This window comes from Paenibacillus alkalitolerans (genome assembly GCF_016482785.1).
Classification (GTDB): domain Bacteria; phylum Bacillota; class Bacilli; order Paenibacillales; family YIM-B00363; genus Paenibacillus_AE; species Paenibacillus_AE alkalitolerans.
Window position 1 is genome coordinate 150,556 of sequence record NZ_JAEMXM010000008.1, and the last position, 14,254, is coordinate 164,809.

Below are 14,254 nucleotides of genomic sequence, written 5' to 3' on the forward strand. Positions count from 1 at the left end.
TACAAGGAAATAGTTTCAAAATTTGAAATTATTGAGTTCTGCGGGCGAAACCCGTGATACAATGGTGACGTTATTGATTAAGATGAAACAATCTTCATAGTGGAGGAACGCAACGAATGGATCGGATGCCGATACGGTTGTTGGGCGTCGGCCAGACGCTGGACCGGTCATTTCAATTGTACAGAACGTTATTTACCCCCTTATTTCTATTAACTCTTCTAGCTTTCAGTCCGTTTTATCTAATCTCCAATTTGCTGCTTATCGATATCGGAGCGCTTTCCGTGTTCCCGAAGTTTGACGGGTTCGAGAATCTGGAATCGTTCTGGCTGAGCAGGTTTCCGGAGCAATTATTCTCGGGTGGAATCGACTTGTGGATCAAAATCGCGGGAACCGTGCTGCTTGCTCTGCTTCTGGCGTTCGTCGCGCTGCCGCTCCATCTGGCAACCGGCGTCATTCTGGCGAACCGGGCGATCGACGGCGAAGAGACCGGGCTTGTTTCGGCATTCAGGGAAGCGCTGAAAAGATATTGGCGGGTGCTCGGCAACGGACTGTTGTTTTGGTTGATCTGCATCGGCATCTATGTCGGAGTAATGACGGCGAACGGAATGCTTTCGCTGTTGTACGGCGCGGTAGTCATGTCGTCCGCTGCGCTGTCGCCTTCTTCCGCCGCCGCTACGGTTTCGGGAGTCATATTTCTCGTAATGTATCTCGTTTTTACTTACGCGGGTACATTGGCGTACTACTATTTTGTCATTCGATTCGGAATGTTCCTGCCCCCGGTTTTGTTCGAAAACGAAGGAGTCGGAATCGGCCGCAGCTGGTCGCTGACGAGAAAATCGTTTTGGCCGCTGCTTGGCATATATTTTATTTTCGGCGTATTGATGTATGCTTTTTCGATCGCCATCGTCATCGTGTTCGCAGCTCTCGGAGTTACAATAACCGGGCTGCTGTCGATCCTGTTTTTGTTTTGCGCCATCTTGCCCGCGGGCTTGGTCGTTTACACGGTGGCCTACCGCGTGCAGAAGCTTCGTTGCGACGGAGAGGATATTGAGCATATGTTGACGGCGGCGAGGGGAGAAGCGTGATTCGGACGGCAAAAGGATGGGCGGGTGCCGTACCGTCGTCCTATGAAGAGGAAAAAGAGGTACTGCGCGGCATTTTGTCGGGTGATGAATATACGGCGTACGCTTCGAACGGCGGGGAAGAAGGGCGGAACCTGCTGTTTGTTTGGTTGGAACGGCTGCTCGACTGGCTTGAGGATCTGTTCCCTCAGCTGGAGATGACAGGCGGATCCGAGGATGTGCTGACATATGTCATTATTGGCATCGGCGTTGTGGTGCTCGCGGCGCTGCTATTGTTTTTGACGCAGCTGCTGTGGGTGGAACGGCGCTTGAAGCGGAGTGCGTCCATGACCGGCGAGGAGATGGAACGGCCGCCGGCGGATCTGTTGGAGCTGTCGCGCCAAGCGGCGGATGAGGGCGATGTCCGGGAAGCGACGAGGCTGCTGTTCCTGTCCTCGCTGCTTGCGCTGCAGGAGCGGGAAGAGATTGCGATCCGCTCGTGGAAGACAAATTGGGAGTATGCGGAAGAATTATCCGAAGCGGGCTCTCCGTGGTTGGAGGCGTTCAGAGAATCCGCCTTGCGGTTTGATACGGTATGGTACGGGCTTCGGAGCATATCGCAGGAGGAGTTCAGCGCATGGCATGAACGCCTGGAGCTGGCGATTACCGGCGGCAAGGGGGAAGCTGCATGACTCGGACAATAAGGCTTCAGGCCGCTTTGGCTGTTTGCGTATTTCTTTTTATCGGGCTCGGATTTGCATTTATACGTCCGGGGTTAACCGATTACCGGCCGTATTTGTCGTTCTCGCCGGATGTGGACGGAACGAAGGCGCTAAGGTCGCTGCTGGAACGCGAAAGGGCGCAGGTGCGGGAGTGGCGGTTCGCGCCCGATAGGCTGCCGGAAGAGAGCGGCGGATTGTACTTGGCGATCGAGCCTGACGCCATGACGAACACGGCGGCCTCGGAGTTGGAACGGTGGGCGTCGGAATACGGCAATGATGTCGTTGTGTTGGAAAGCGTTCCGGGCTCTATGGGCAACTGGAAGGCCGAACAAGTGGAACTTCCGGAAACGGCGGGCGCAGCGGCAACGGTGACGGCCGTAGGCGCGGACGGGGAATGGGTGTATGAGGCGGCGGTCGGCAGCGATTACCGGCTTGCCGGCGTTCAGGAGAACGAGGTGCTGCTGCATGATGAACTGGGAGTGATCGCGGCTCGCCGTACCGTCGGGGAAGGGTCGGTCACGGTGGCGGTCGTCCCGGAATGGACGCAGAACTCGGGGATTTTGGACGGGTCGCGGTTTGATCTGCTCTGGTGGATGCTTGGCGCAAGCGTTGCGGACCGGGCGGTCTATGTTGACGAATATCACCATGGATACGCTGTGTCGCCCGGTTTGTCGCAAGTATATCCCCCTTGGCTGATCGCCGCATTCGCGCAGACGGCCATAGCCGTCGTCTTCTGGTTGTGGTATAAGGGGAAACGGTTCGGACCCGCGGTGACGCCGAGAGAGTTTCGGGTGCGCAGGAGCGACGAAACTTTGCTGGCGGTAGCCGGTTGGTACCGCAGAGGGAAGCTGACGCGCGAGTCGCTCGGCTATCGGATCGAGCATATGAAACGGGCGCTCGCCGCGCGCGGGGCAGGACTGCGGCATGAAGCGAACGCAGGGGATATATTGGCGTCGGCGAAGCGGGTGCTTCCGCCGAAGACGGCCGAAGCGTTGGCCGGGGTGCTGGACCGCTGGGAGCGGGCGGAAGCATCGGCATATTCGGAAAAGCAATGGCTGGCGGACAGCGCCGTACTGGACGAAGCGGTACGCTCACTTGAGGAGGAAGGATAGATGCAACAGCTGCTTACTAGAATGGATGAAACTATTTTCGGCCAGCGGATGAACGTAAGGCTTACCGTCGCGGCGCTGCTGGCGGGCGGACACGTTTTGCTGGAAGGCGTGCCGGGGCTCGGCAAGACGAAGCTGGCCCGGACGCTGGCAGGGCTTATATCGGGCGATTACCGGCGCATTCAATTTACGCCCGACATGATGCCGAGCGACATTACCGGCAATGTCATTTACAACATGCACGAAAACCGGTATGTCACCGTTCGCGGCCCGGTGTTCAGCAATCTGCTGCTGGCGGACGAAATCAACCGTACGGGCCCAAAGACGCAAGCGGCGCTGCTCGAAGCGATGGAGGAGCGTCAAGTGACGATTCAAGGAGAGACGCATAAGCTCGCCGATCCGTTCTTCGTCATTGCGACTCAGAACCCGGTGGAGTACGAAGGTACTTATCCGCTGCCGGAAGCTCAACTGGACCGGTTCTTGTTCAAGCTCGTGCTGGATTATCCGAATGAGGAGCAAGAGACGGAAATATACAAAGCGCACAATGCGGGTGTCGGGACCGGTGCGGGAATGGCCGGGAGCGCCGCCCTTGAGCCGGTTTGCGCGTTGGAAGATATTCGGCGGCACCGGGCCGCGCTTGCGAATGTGACCGTTGAGGATAGCGTAGTCGAATATATTACCGCGATTGCGAGACATACGCGGACGAACAAGAAAGTGCAGCTCGGAGCGAGCCCGCGCGCCGGCATTGCCATGCTTAGCGCCGGCAAGGCGTGGGCGTATTTGGACGGCAGGGACTATGTAACGCCTGACGACGTGAAGCTGGTGGCGCGCCCCGCGCTGCGGCACCGGCTGCTGCTCGCTCCGCAGGCGGAATTGGAGGGTGTGACGAGTGACGCAGTCGTCCAAGAAACGCTCGCCGCGGTCGCCGTACCGCGATAAGATCTTTTCGGCGCTGCGCGTCGTGCCGACGAAGCGGCTGGCGGCGTTCCTGTTTGCGGGAGCGCCTCTTACGGCAGCCGCTTATGCGGCTAGCCCGGATTTGGGAGCCCTCGTATTCTGGGCGTGGAACGGAACGCTCGCGGTGCTGAGCGCAGCGGAATTGGCGCTGCTGCCGGGGCCGGGGCGGCTCACCGCCGATCGCGAGGCGCCGGACCGGGTCGACCTCGGCCGGCCGGTGAATGTGCGCCTCGCGATACGGGTGGCCGGCGGCAGGCAGCCGCTGTCCGGGCAGGCTATAGACGGCCTGCCGGATACGTTTGCGGGCCCCGACGAGTGGCCCGCGCTGCGCTTTCGCGGCCGCGCTGCGGAGGCCGCGTACGAAACCCGGCCGACGGAGCGCGGCCGGTACGTGCTCCATACCGTCTTCGTACGGTATGGAGGCGCGCTCGGCTTGTGGCGCCGCCAAACGCACATCCCTTGCACGCATGAAATCCGCGTGCTCCCGGATTTGAGCGGCGTGCGCGGCACGCTCGCTTCGATGCAGCGCAGCCTCATACTCGACGGCAAGCGCGTATTTAAGAAGGCGCGGTCCGGCACGGATTTCCAAAGCATCCGCGAGTACACTCCGGATGACGATCCGCGGGCGATCAATTGGTCCGCCACCGCCCGCACGATGCAGCCGAAAGTGAACGTGTTCCAGCCGGAGCGCGGCAAAATCGTCACGCTGCTGATCGATTCCGGCCGCATGATGGGCACGGAGCTGGACGGCAAGACGAAGCTGGACCGGACGCTTGAAGCGGCGCTGACGTTGGCGGCCGTTGCGCTCCAGCGCGGCGACCAGGTGGCGGCGCTCGCCTTCTCCGGCGGGCTGAAAGCTTACGTTCCCCCGGCCAAAGGGATGGAGCATGTGCAGACGATTATCGACGCGCTGTACGATTTGAAGAGCGACATGTCTGAATCGAATTACGGCTTGGCGCTTACGCATCTGGCAAGGGTTCAGAAGAAGAGAAGCTTTATGGTGCTCTTTTCGGATATGGAGAGTTATTTGTTCGAGGGAGAATTGGCTCCTTACCTTCTCCGTTTAAGGAGAACGCATCTGCTGCTGCTGTTGTCGCTGGAAGATCCGCTGCTGCACGAATGGGCGGGCATCGCCGTCCGCGGGGGGAAGGACGCCTACATCAAGAGCACGGCGCATAAATTACAAGAAGACCGCCGGCGGTATGCCGCCCGGATGTCGGCGCTCGGAATCGAAGTGCTCGACGTGCCTTCGGACGAACTGGCGCTGGCGGCCGTGAATACGTATTTGGATTTGAAATCACGAGACGCGCTGTAGCCGCAGCCGTTGGATGCCGTACAGGCAATATAGCGCGAGAAGCGCAAGTGTGAGGGCCGCGACGCCGTATTTCGCTTCCAACGAAATCGTTGTCGGCGTGATATAGCCTTCGATCGTGCCCGCAATGACGAACAGCGGCACGGTGCCGAGCAGCAGCAGTACCGACTCGCGGACGGAGACGAAGAAGCGGTATTTCCGCGAAAAGGGTCCAGGCACCATCATAACGTATCCCATATACAATCCGGCGCCGCCTGCAATGAATATCGCGGCCAGCTCGATGACTCCGTGCGGCAAAATATACGCCCAGAACGCGTAGCTTTCGCCCGCGCGGTAAAACACGGCCGCGAGCGCGCCGATCAACACGCCGTTGTATGCCAGCAAGTACACCGTGCCGATTCCCAGCGTTATTCCGCTGACGAAGCAAAGCACGGCGACGCGGATATTGTTGGTCATAATGGCCGCGGAATCGACCGACGAGTGCAAGTCGCCCCGGTCCTCCGTAATCTTGGACGGATCGATGTCCGCAAATTCCGCAGGCACTATGGCGGTCAAGTGCTGCGGATCGTTCATGACGACGGCGAAGCCCGATACGAAGCCCGCGAGCATCAGCAGGCCGGCGATAACGATAAACCGGGATCGTTCACGCAAGAGCGATACGAAGCCGGTTTGGAAAAACCGGATGAACGTCTCCGTGCTGCTCCACGAATCGCGGTACAGCACATTATGGGAGCGGGACACGAGCTTGTTGAGATGGAAGGTTACATCATGACCCGGATAGTTCGAATTCATATATGACAAATGGGCCGAAGCTTGTTTGTGCAGCGCGGTGAACCGTTCGACCGTCTCTGCGGACGGACGCGGGTCTCTCCGGGACAGAGCGTCCGTCAACCGTTCGAGCTCCGACCAGAGCGGTTTGTGCCTCTTGATGAACGACGTTAATTCCATTAGGGGCGGGGACACTCCTTTTGCAAGTAATATAACACCAATACTAACATTGAATGATGGGGGAGAGGAAGACCGATATGCAAGCTGTACACGAGCGAAACCCGGAGCGCCGGCTGACGGTTATGACGCCCGAGCAGGTGGAGCTGCGTTTCGAGACGGCAGGCATCGGCAGCCGCGCCGGCGCGCAATTGATCGACGGATTGATCATACTTGCGGTGAATGCCGGGATTGCGTTTGCCGGCTGGGCCGTTTCCGAAGCGATCGGCGGCGCGATGCCGGATTGGCTGGAGGAATACGGGGCTGCGGCGATGATTATTTTCTACGCCGCATTCAACGCGTTATATTTTATTGTTGCGGAATATACGACGGGCGGCCGGACGATCGGGAAGCGGGCGATGGGCATCCGCGTCATTCAAGAGAACGGACGGACGTTAAGCTTTCTCTCCGCCGTCATACGCAACCTGTTCCGTCTGATCGATATGCTGCCATCGCTGTATTTTGCCGGAATATTATTCAGTTTCTTTCATCCCAAGGACAAGAGGATCGGCGATTGGGCGGCGGCAACGGTCGTCGTGTTTGAGCGCAGCGGCGGGAAACGGCAGCGGAAACGGATCGAGAAGCTGCTGAAGGATAAGCAGGCGCAGCTCCCGCAGTTTGCATTCGAACCATGGGTAAGAGAACGAGTAACCGAACAAGAGTGGTCCTTACTGTCCGGATTCGTCGAACGGCTCCGGACGCTTGCCCCGAAACGGGCGGATCAATTGGCCGAAGGAATCGTCGGACTGCTTGCGCCGAAGCTGGAATTGGAGGAGCGCTGGAGAGAGCTGAGGGAACCGTCCGAAGAGGGAACTTCCGCAACTTTCGGCTCGGCACAGCCGCATACGGCAGTGCAGGAACAGAGGCTGCTGGATGAACAAGCCGTTCTTTGGGCGCTCGCCATATATGCGGCATTAAGGGATGATTGGGAGCTGGCGCAGATCGGAGAGAACCGGTGATGCACCGTTATCTGAGCTTGATACAATCGCAATTGCTGCCGCTGCTGGATATTGAGAGCACGAACCCGCTCGAGCCTATTACGGTCCGTTATCTGCCTGAACCGTGGAAGGTGCTTGGGGCGGGCAACTATGCGGCGGTCGTGTCGCATCCCGAATACCCCGACCGGGTATTGAAATTGTACGCGCCCGGAAGGGAAGGCTGGGAAGACGAGGTCGAAGTGTACCGGCGTCTCGGCAATCATCCCGCATACGCCGAATGCTTTCACTCCAACAGGGAACTTCGTTATTTGGTGCTGCGCCGATTATACGGAGTCACTCTTTACGATTGCATGAGACGCGGCATTCGCATTCCGGAGCAGGCCGTCAACGATATCGACGAAGCGCTTGAATACGCCAGGGAACGCGGATTGAATCCGCATGACGTGCACGGAAAGAACGTCATGGTAAGCGAGAACGGCCGCGGCGCCGTCGTCGACGTGTCGGACTTTCTGAAGACGGATCCGTGCAACATGTGGCGGGATTTAAGGAAGGCGTATTATAAAGTGTACTTGCCGTACATGCACGATCAGCCGGTTGCCGTACCCGACGCGTTGTTGAACGGGGTTCGCAAGGGGTATCGCTGGCTGCGCCGGGGCAAAGATTTGTTGGGGAGTGATTCGTAGCATGCAGCCTGTGAAAATGTCTCTCGGAATAAGGCATGTTTTCAATCAGACGGTTCGATTCGGAGTGCAGCAAGCGCTCGCTTGTTTGTTTCCGGGGGTTATTTTTGCTGCGTTGGCGGTCACTAAGGTCGTGGATCTCCCATGGTTGGCGCGGTATGACTGGCTGCTGTTGGTTTGTATCGGCATGCAGTGGTGGATGGTGCGCTCGGGCTTGGAGACGCGCGACGAACTGAAAGTGATTACCGTGTTTCACGTGATCGGATTGGCTCTGGAAGTCTTCAAGGTGAATATGGGATCGTGGTCATATCCGGACGCGGGCATCTTTAAAGTGTTCGGGGTACCGCTGTTCAGCGGATTTATGTATGCGAGCATCGCGAGCTACATGTGCCAGGCTTGGCGCCGACTCGATTTGGGGCTGATCCGTTGGCCGCGCATGGGGCTCGTTGCGCCGCTTGCGGCGGCGATTTACTTGAACTTCTTCACCCACCATTATTGGATCGACATTCGTTGGTGGTTGTCGGCTGCGGTTATTGTGCTCTTTTGGCGGACTTCGGTGGAATTTACGGTAGGGAGCTCGCGGTACCGGATGCCGTTGGCGATGTCTTTCGTATTGATCGGTTTCTTCATATGGATCGGGGAAAATATCGGCACCTACTTCGGGGCATGGCAATATCCGAATCAGGCGCGGGCTTGGGAGCTTGTGCATCTGGGCAAAGTCAGCTCGTGGCTCTTGTTGGTTATCGTCAGCTTTTTGATCGTAGCGCAGTTGAAGCTTGTCAAGGGTCGTTTGTCGCGAGATGAAAAGTCTGTAAGCGGCAATATGGATATTGGCCGGTGATTCGCTTCGCAGTGATATGGATGTTGCCGATTGAGGCACGCCAAGGCGGTAAATAGGCAATTGATTGCGCGTTAATTGTTGTCTCGTTGCTAAAAATCCAGCAAAAAATAGCCCAGTCATTCAAATATGGCAATCTGCTGTTCATAACGTGTTGCCCGGACAACCGATTATGAACACACTTTTGCCATGCCGGATACAGCTAATGGCACATAGCCGGGAAGTTGAGCAATCTGACGACACTATATAAACAAAGTTTTGCCATCATGGGAAGGCGGGGGTGAGCTTTCAATGATACAAATCGGACTTGCCGGGTGGGGCGATCATCCGTCCGTGTATCCGCCGGGAACGGCTGCGGGAAGGAAGCTGGCGTTATATTCGCGGCAATTTCCCGTTGTGGAGGTGGACAACTCGTTCTATGCGATTCCTGCGGCGGAGACGGTGCGGAAATGGGTGGACGAGACCGCAGATGACTTCGGCTTCGTGGTTAAGGCGAACCAGGCGATGACGGGGCATGAGCGGGGGCGGACGAAACCGCCTGGTCCGGCAGCCGATCCGGCGGCCGACAAGGATGACGCAGCCGTGTTCCGCGCCTTCCGGGAAGCGTTCGAACCGATGCTCGCTTCGGGGAAGCTCAAGACGGTATTGTTTCAGTATCCTCCATGGTTCGATTGCACCCGCGACAATGTCGGTACGCTCCGGCGCGCGAAGGAGCTGATGGACGGGTGGCCGGTCGCATTGGAGTTCCGCCACCAAAGCTGGTTCGCTCCCGGCATGCGCGAGCGCACGCTGTCATTCATGGAGCGTGAAGGATGGATGCACAGCGTGTGCGACGAGCCGCAGGCAGGCAGCGGGTCCGTTCCGACGGTGCCCGTTCCGACCCATCCGGAGCGTACGGTCGTCCGCTTCCACGGGCGCAACGCCGAAGGATGGTACTCCAGCGGCAGCCCGAATTGGCGCAATGTGCGTTATTTATACGATTACAGCAACGAAGAGCTGACCGAATGGCTCGGGGTGCTGCAGGGCATGCTTGCCGGCACGAAGGAGATATGCGTTATCTTCAACAACAACTCCGGAGGTCACGGAGCGGGCAACGCCAAACGGTTGATGCGCATGCTCGGGCTTGAGCGCGGCGAGCCGGTGCCGGAGCAGCTGGATTTGTTTTCGGACGACGGAAACTAGCGCTGTGACTTGTTTATTGTATATAGGTAGAGAACTGCACCCTTTTGGTCCACCGGAAATTCATCGCTGTCAATGAACGTTTTATGATTCAAATGCGCAAGCTTCCAAGACTCGCCGCCGTCGTATAGATATATTTGATTTCGTCCGCGCGCATACAGATTTTTGCTTGCTCCGTAATCGGTTGTGCCGAACCATGTCTTCTCCGTTTCGACAAACTTTTCGCTGCGTGACGTGTACGGGTCGTAGAGCACATATTCGTACCTAAATTCGGCCGTACCGATTGACGGCATCTCTTCGGCGAACAATAACCGGCCGTCCGGAGCGGCCCCGATGAACCGCCCTTGAATGCCGCTAAGAGGAGACAGCTTCATTGTGCGGCGATCCAACAAATGATAAAGCGGGATTGCGCCGTTGTCCGTTTGCTTCATTGTTTGTATATAAACCGAATAATTTCCGTCGATGACAGTGTAATTCAGCGAACAACGCATCAGTTCGCATATTCCGTGCTGGAAACCGCTCAGACGGCGCGGCGTCCTGTCTTCGGCTCCGTCAAGCGAATATAAATCGGCAGTGAACTCGAACGAATACCCCGGATTTGGCCCGGTCCGCATCGCCAATATGTCGATTCGTCCGTCGGCGTCTACATAGGGTACGATCCAGAGCCATCCGCCGCCCTCTTGATTCAGGTTTTCCCCCTTGGTTACCGGGGTTTCCCACACAAGCTTCTCCGATCCGTCCGTCAGATCGTGTACGATCAACCGCTGTTGCTGATCAACATATACGAAGCGATCGCCGCCGGGCAACCACTGCAAATGTTCGGCACGGTTCGGATCGAACCGTTTCACCGTTTCGTGCCTGCCGTATGCTTCCCTTATTGAAAATACAGACGGGGATTCCTCCGTCATCCTGCTCTCCTGTACGATCACCCATTTGCTGTTCGGAGAAAAATTCATCTTCAAGTAGTCATTAACGGTATCGAAAAGTTGGCGCTTCTCTCCCGTAACCGTATTCACGGCATAAAAAGTTTTTCTGGGAGACGGCTGGATGTGTAACGATCGCGATCCTGCCAGCACGTAACCGTCCCGGTCAACGATGCCGTCAAGAAACAAGTGGAACGAATAGTTGCCGCGTTCCGGATCCAGCATGAACGTCAAATCCAGCGAATTCTCGTCCAGCCAGTTCTCTTTCCACTGCTCGTAGGGAAGTCTTTCCGTCAACAGACGGCGAACGGAATTCCGGTCGACGGCTTTGCTGAACTCAAGCCGATAGGTCGCTTCCGTCCCGGCTTCTACAAAGTGTCTTCGCCAGTCGATAATTCCGTCTTCTACCTCCGGAGCGCTTATGTTCTGACCGCCGAAATAAATCCCGTATGTGAAAGGTTCCGTATATCGTAACACAAGTTCAATCGTTCGGAGGCCCTTGTCGTCGCCGTTGCCGGTTAGCTGAACAAGGATGTCCTGCTTGGGTGCATTTTGGAACATGAGACGGATTTGCTGCACGGTCCCTGCATCGTTGTTGTTGCGCTGTACGGCAAGTGTCTGTTTGGCGCCGTCCGGCAGGAGCGCGTACGCTTCCGCGCCATCGTACAGTTCGTCAATGCGGAAGTTTTCCCGAAGCAATTTGTCCGGTACCGAAAAATTAAACAAAAGATCGGTCCTTGCTTGGCTGAAAAAGAAAGGACCCGCCATCGGGTATTCTCGCAGCTCCGATTCTCTTTCAACGGTATCTATACCTGTCAGACGCAATCCGTCCGTCGCCGGAATTTCGATATGGTCAGCGTCGGCGGCAGCGCATTCGCCGCCAACCGTAACGGCTGAACCGCATGAGGGCTGACCTGCGGCATTGGATTCATTGCCGGAAGTTGGCGTTGGTTTGCCATTGGACCTTGATTCGGTTGGCGGTATCCCCTCGCCCTCCGTTACCGTGCGTACGTCCTTTGTATCCGAAGCCCCCCAGCATCCGCTGGCCAGAAGCAGTAATGTCACGATGATGAGCCATTTGACAAAAGTGCGCATTAGTTTAAGATGTATCATTCATTGTTCTCCTTTCATGGAGCATCGATTGTACATACTCATAAGACGCGAGCAAGGAGATGTTGGTTGCTGTGTGCCGCGCAATCTACCGAAGGTGTCGGCGGACAATTGGTTTTTCGAATGAACCTTCCCTGCGTGAATAAGTATTGAAAATACCGGTCAATAAAGCCCTGTGCTTCCGCTAGTTTTCGGGCCTGATGCGGACAAGCGGCACGTTAATATTTTCAATTGCCTATCGTTGCGGCCAGGATGTACAATTGGGGGCAGGATCAAGACTTTGCGTAGCGTCGGATAGGAGAGTAGGCCTCATGCCGTTCGTATTCACGGCGCTGCTGACGGCAGCAATCATATTGTTTATCGCGGACCCGCGGCGAAAATCGGCGAGATGGCTCAGCTTTACGTCGTTATGCGGCGCGTTAGGAGCGCTTGCGGCGCTCATCGACAACAGGATCTATCCATATGTTGAGTTGCATTATGCGGAGTTAGGCGTGACGGCGGCGTTGTACCGCCTGCAGGCCTGGTCGTCGTTGGCGTCGTATTACGGATTGCCGTACGGCTTCCTCATGTTCGCTATACATTATAGAGGTGTCCGGCTGCCCCGCGAATGGGCGCAGGTGGTTCCCGCGCTGTTGTTCGTGCCGATCGGCTTATGTCTAGCGCTTACCCCGGGCTACACCGAATCGTACCCGATCGCGTTCCCGGTCGTCGCCTCGTGGGCGGTTCCTTATTTTGCGGCCGGAATCGGGCTTGTACTGAGCAAGCGGGAAGTGAACCGCGTATTGCGGCGCGGCCACATCGTCACTTGTTTAGCCGTCCTGCCTCCAATAGCTTTCTTTATGGTGCTGAACTATATTCTGCAGTCCCTGGGCATGATCGGCGCTTGGCGGCATAATACTTGGGTGGTTGCCGCCGGCTTCGCTGTTTTCTTATATTCCTTGTTTCGATACGGATTTATGGGCGTGCAGCTTCTGGTGCAAACCCGCCGGTTGGACTCCACGCTGCGGGCGGTCACGTCCGGCACGGCTATCCTGAACCATGCCATTAAGAACGATGTGGGCAAAATGCGTCTGTTCGGCGCGAAAATTCAAGCATACGCGGAACAAACCGGACAGAAGGAATTGGCGGAGGACATCAAGGTTGTGCTCGGCTCGTCGGAGCACATACAAGAGATGATTTCCCGCGTGCACGATAAGACGCAAGAGATGCCGCTGCGAATCGAGCCGTGTTCGTTAACGCGGTTGTGCGAAGATGTGCTCGAGGCGGAAACCGCGGGAGCCGCCGAAATCGCCGTTACGAAGGAGTGGAGCGGCGAGCTGCTTGTCGACTGTGACAAAGCGCAGACGGCGGAGGTGTTGACCAACATCGTCCGCAATGCCGTCGAAGCGATGCCGGAAGGCGGCCGGCTTTATGTGAAAATATACGAAACGAAACGTACGGTGTCGGTTGAAATACGGGACACGGGCGTCGGCATCGATCGGAAGCAAATAAGCCAGGTGCTTGAGCCGTTCTATACGACGAAAGCCGGAAGAGCGCTTAATTTCGGCCTCGGGCTGGCGTATTGTTACAGCGTAATGCGAAAACACGGAGGTACTCTCGATCTGCATAGCGAGGTCGGCCGTGGGACGGCCGTGTCATTGAACTTCCCCAAGGGCAAACGGGCAAAAATGAAAGCGGCTTTAGATCGGACGGCAGGGAGGGTGCTTCGGGATGGAGCAGAGGTTGGAACGGGAACGAATTAAGGTGCTGCTTGTGGAGGACGACCCGGATTGGCTGCGGGGGCTGAAGGCATACTTGGATGCGCAGCCGGATCTGCGCGTCGCCGCGTCGGCGTCTACACCCGAGGATGCCCGCCGCGCCGCGGAGGAGCACGATCCGGACGTCGTGCTCATGGATATCATGCTGGCGGAGTCGCCGGCCGGCATCGACCTTACGGCGGAATTGACCTCAGCGCTCGGAGCGAAGGTGATCATGCTCACTTCGCTGGAGGATAAGGAAACGATCTTCGATGCGTTCCGCGCGGGGGCGATCGACTATCATATCAAGTCGAATTTCGAGAGCATTCCGGATGCGGTGAGGGCCGCCCACCGCAACCGTGCGGCGATTTCCGCGGATGCCGCCGAGCAGATGCGCGCGGAATTCCGGCGCTTGAAGAAGCTGGAGCGGGACGTGCAGGTGAAAGAGCTTCGCGACCGCATTACGCCGACCGAGCTTGAAGTGTTGAAGATGATCCACGATGGGCATACGCAGCCCGAGATTGCAAATCGGTTTGTCGTATCCTTGCGCACTATTAAAATTCACGTGGGTCACATCATCAAGAAGCTTGGAGCCGGCAGCAGCAAAGAAGCCGCAAAGAAGGCGGGCGATGCCGGATTGTTTAACGATAGCGGAAAATAATGTTCCCAGCACAACTCCTTTTATCCGCTCTTGCAACATTAACG

Annotated in this window: 13 protein-coding genes; 11 read left to right on the plus strand and 2 right to left on the minus strand. The window is 57.0% G+C overall.

What is annotated here, in order from left to right; translation table 11 throughout:
* The first annotated feature begins 116 nt into the window (after positions 1-116).
* The 5 genes from JET16_RS14935 to JET16_RS30850 are packed head-to-tail and all read left to right on the plus strand — an operon-like array spanning position 117 to position 5,164.
* Entirely contained in the window at positions 117-1,085 is a 969-nt protein-coding gene (locus tag JET16_RS14935) for a hypothetical protein (protein ID WP_199617098.1), read from the plus strand.
* A complete protein-coding gene (locus JET16_RS30845) occupies positions 1,082-1,753 on the plus strand; it encodes a DUF4129 domain-containing protein (RefSeq protein ID WP_199617100.1) in 672 nt (223 codons plus the stop codon). The genes JET16_RS14935 and JET16_RS30845 overlap by 4 nt, the downstream gene beginning before the upstream one ends.
* The gene (locus JET16_RS14945; RefSeq protein ID WP_199617102.1) at positions 1,750-2,895 is read left to right on the plus strand and encodes a DUF4350 domain-containing protein; all 1,146 of its coding nucleotides are present in this window, start codon (positions 1,750-1,752) and stop codon (positions 2,893-2,895) included. The genes JET16_RS30845 and JET16_RS14945 overlap by 4 nt, the downstream gene beginning before the upstream one ends.
* Positions 2,896-3,831 (plus strand): AAA family ATPase, encoded by a 936-nt coding sequence (locus JET16_RS14950; RefSeq protein WP_199617104.1) that lies wholly within the window; start codon positions 2,896-2,898, stop codon positions 3,829-3,831.
* Positions 3,782-5,164 (plus strand): DUF58 domain-containing protein, encoded by a 1,383-nt coding sequence (locus JET16_RS30850; protein WP_199617106.1) that lies wholly within the window; start codon positions 3,782-3,784, stop codon positions 5,162-5,164. The genes JET16_RS14950 and JET16_RS30850 overlap by 50 nt, the downstream gene beginning before the upstream one ends.
* Here the strand turns inward: JET16_RS30850 and JET16_RS14960 are convergent.
* Positions 5,147-6,109 (minus strand): stage II sporulation protein M, encoded by a 963-nt coding sequence (locus JET16_RS14960; RefSeq protein WP_199617107.1) that lies wholly within the window; start codon positions 6,107-6,109, stop codon positions 5,147-5,149. The two genes, JET16_RS30850 and JET16_RS14960, sit on opposite strands and share 18 nt — an antisense overlap.
* 77 nt (positions 6,110-6,186) lie before the next feature.
* Between JET16_RS14960 and JET16_RS14965 the strand changes: the two genes are divergently transcribed.
* From JET16_RS14965 to JET16_RS14980, 4 genes are all read left to right on the plus strand, one after another.
* Complete coding sequence (locus tag JET16_RS14965) at positions 6,187-7,104, plus strand: RDD family protein (protein WP_199617109.1); 918 nt, start codon at positions 6,187-6,189, stop codon at positions 7,102-7,104.
* The gene (locus tag JET16_RS14970; RefSeq protein WP_199617111.1) at positions 7,104-7,766 is read left to right on the plus strand and encodes a serine/threonine-protein kinase; all 663 of its coding nucleotides are present in this window, start codon (positions 7,104-7,106) and stop codon (positions 7,764-7,766) included. Before JET16_RS14965 ends, JET16_RS14970 begins: the two co-directional genes overlap by 1 nt.
* Before the next feature lies 1 nt (position 7,767).
* Complete coding sequence (locus JET16_RS14975; RefSeq protein WP_233531612.1) at positions 7,768-8,604, plus strand: DUF817 domain-containing protein; 837 nt, start codon at positions 7,768-7,770, stop codon at positions 8,602-8,604.
* Between the two features lie 288 nt (positions 8,605-8,892).
* Positions 8,893-9,783 carry a DUF72 domain-containing protein gene (locus JET16_RS14980; protein ID WP_199617113.1) on the plus strand — a complete coding sequence of 297 codons (891 nt, stop codon included), beginning with the start codon at positions 8,893-8,895 and terminating at the stop codon, positions 9,781-9,783.
* Here the strand turns inward: JET16_RS14980 and JET16_RS14985 are convergent.
* Positions 9,780-11,816 carry a hypothetical protein gene (locus JET16_RS14985; RefSeq protein WP_199617115.1) on the minus strand — a complete coding sequence of 679 codons (2,037 nt, stop codon included), beginning with the start codon at positions 11,814-11,816 and terminating at the stop codon, positions 9,780-9,782. The genes JET16_RS14980 and JET16_RS14985 overlap by 4 nt on opposite strands.
* A 308-nt stretch (positions 11,817-12,124) precedes the next feature.
* Here JET16_RS14985 and JET16_RS14990 point away from each other — a divergent pair, with 308 nt between their 5' ends.
* Positions 12,125-13,555, plus strand: coding sequence for a sensor histidine kinase (locus tag JET16_RS14990; protein ID WP_199617117.1), 1,431 nt, complete (start codon positions 12,125-12,127; stop codon positions 13,553-13,555).
* Entirely contained in the window at positions 13,524-14,210 is a 687-nt protein-coding gene (locus JET16_RS14995; protein ID WP_233531614.1) for a response regulator transcription factor, read from the plus strand. Before JET16_RS14990 ends, JET16_RS14995 begins: the two co-directional genes overlap by 32 nt.
* The last annotated feature ends 44 nt before the right edge of the window (positions 14,211-14,254 follow it).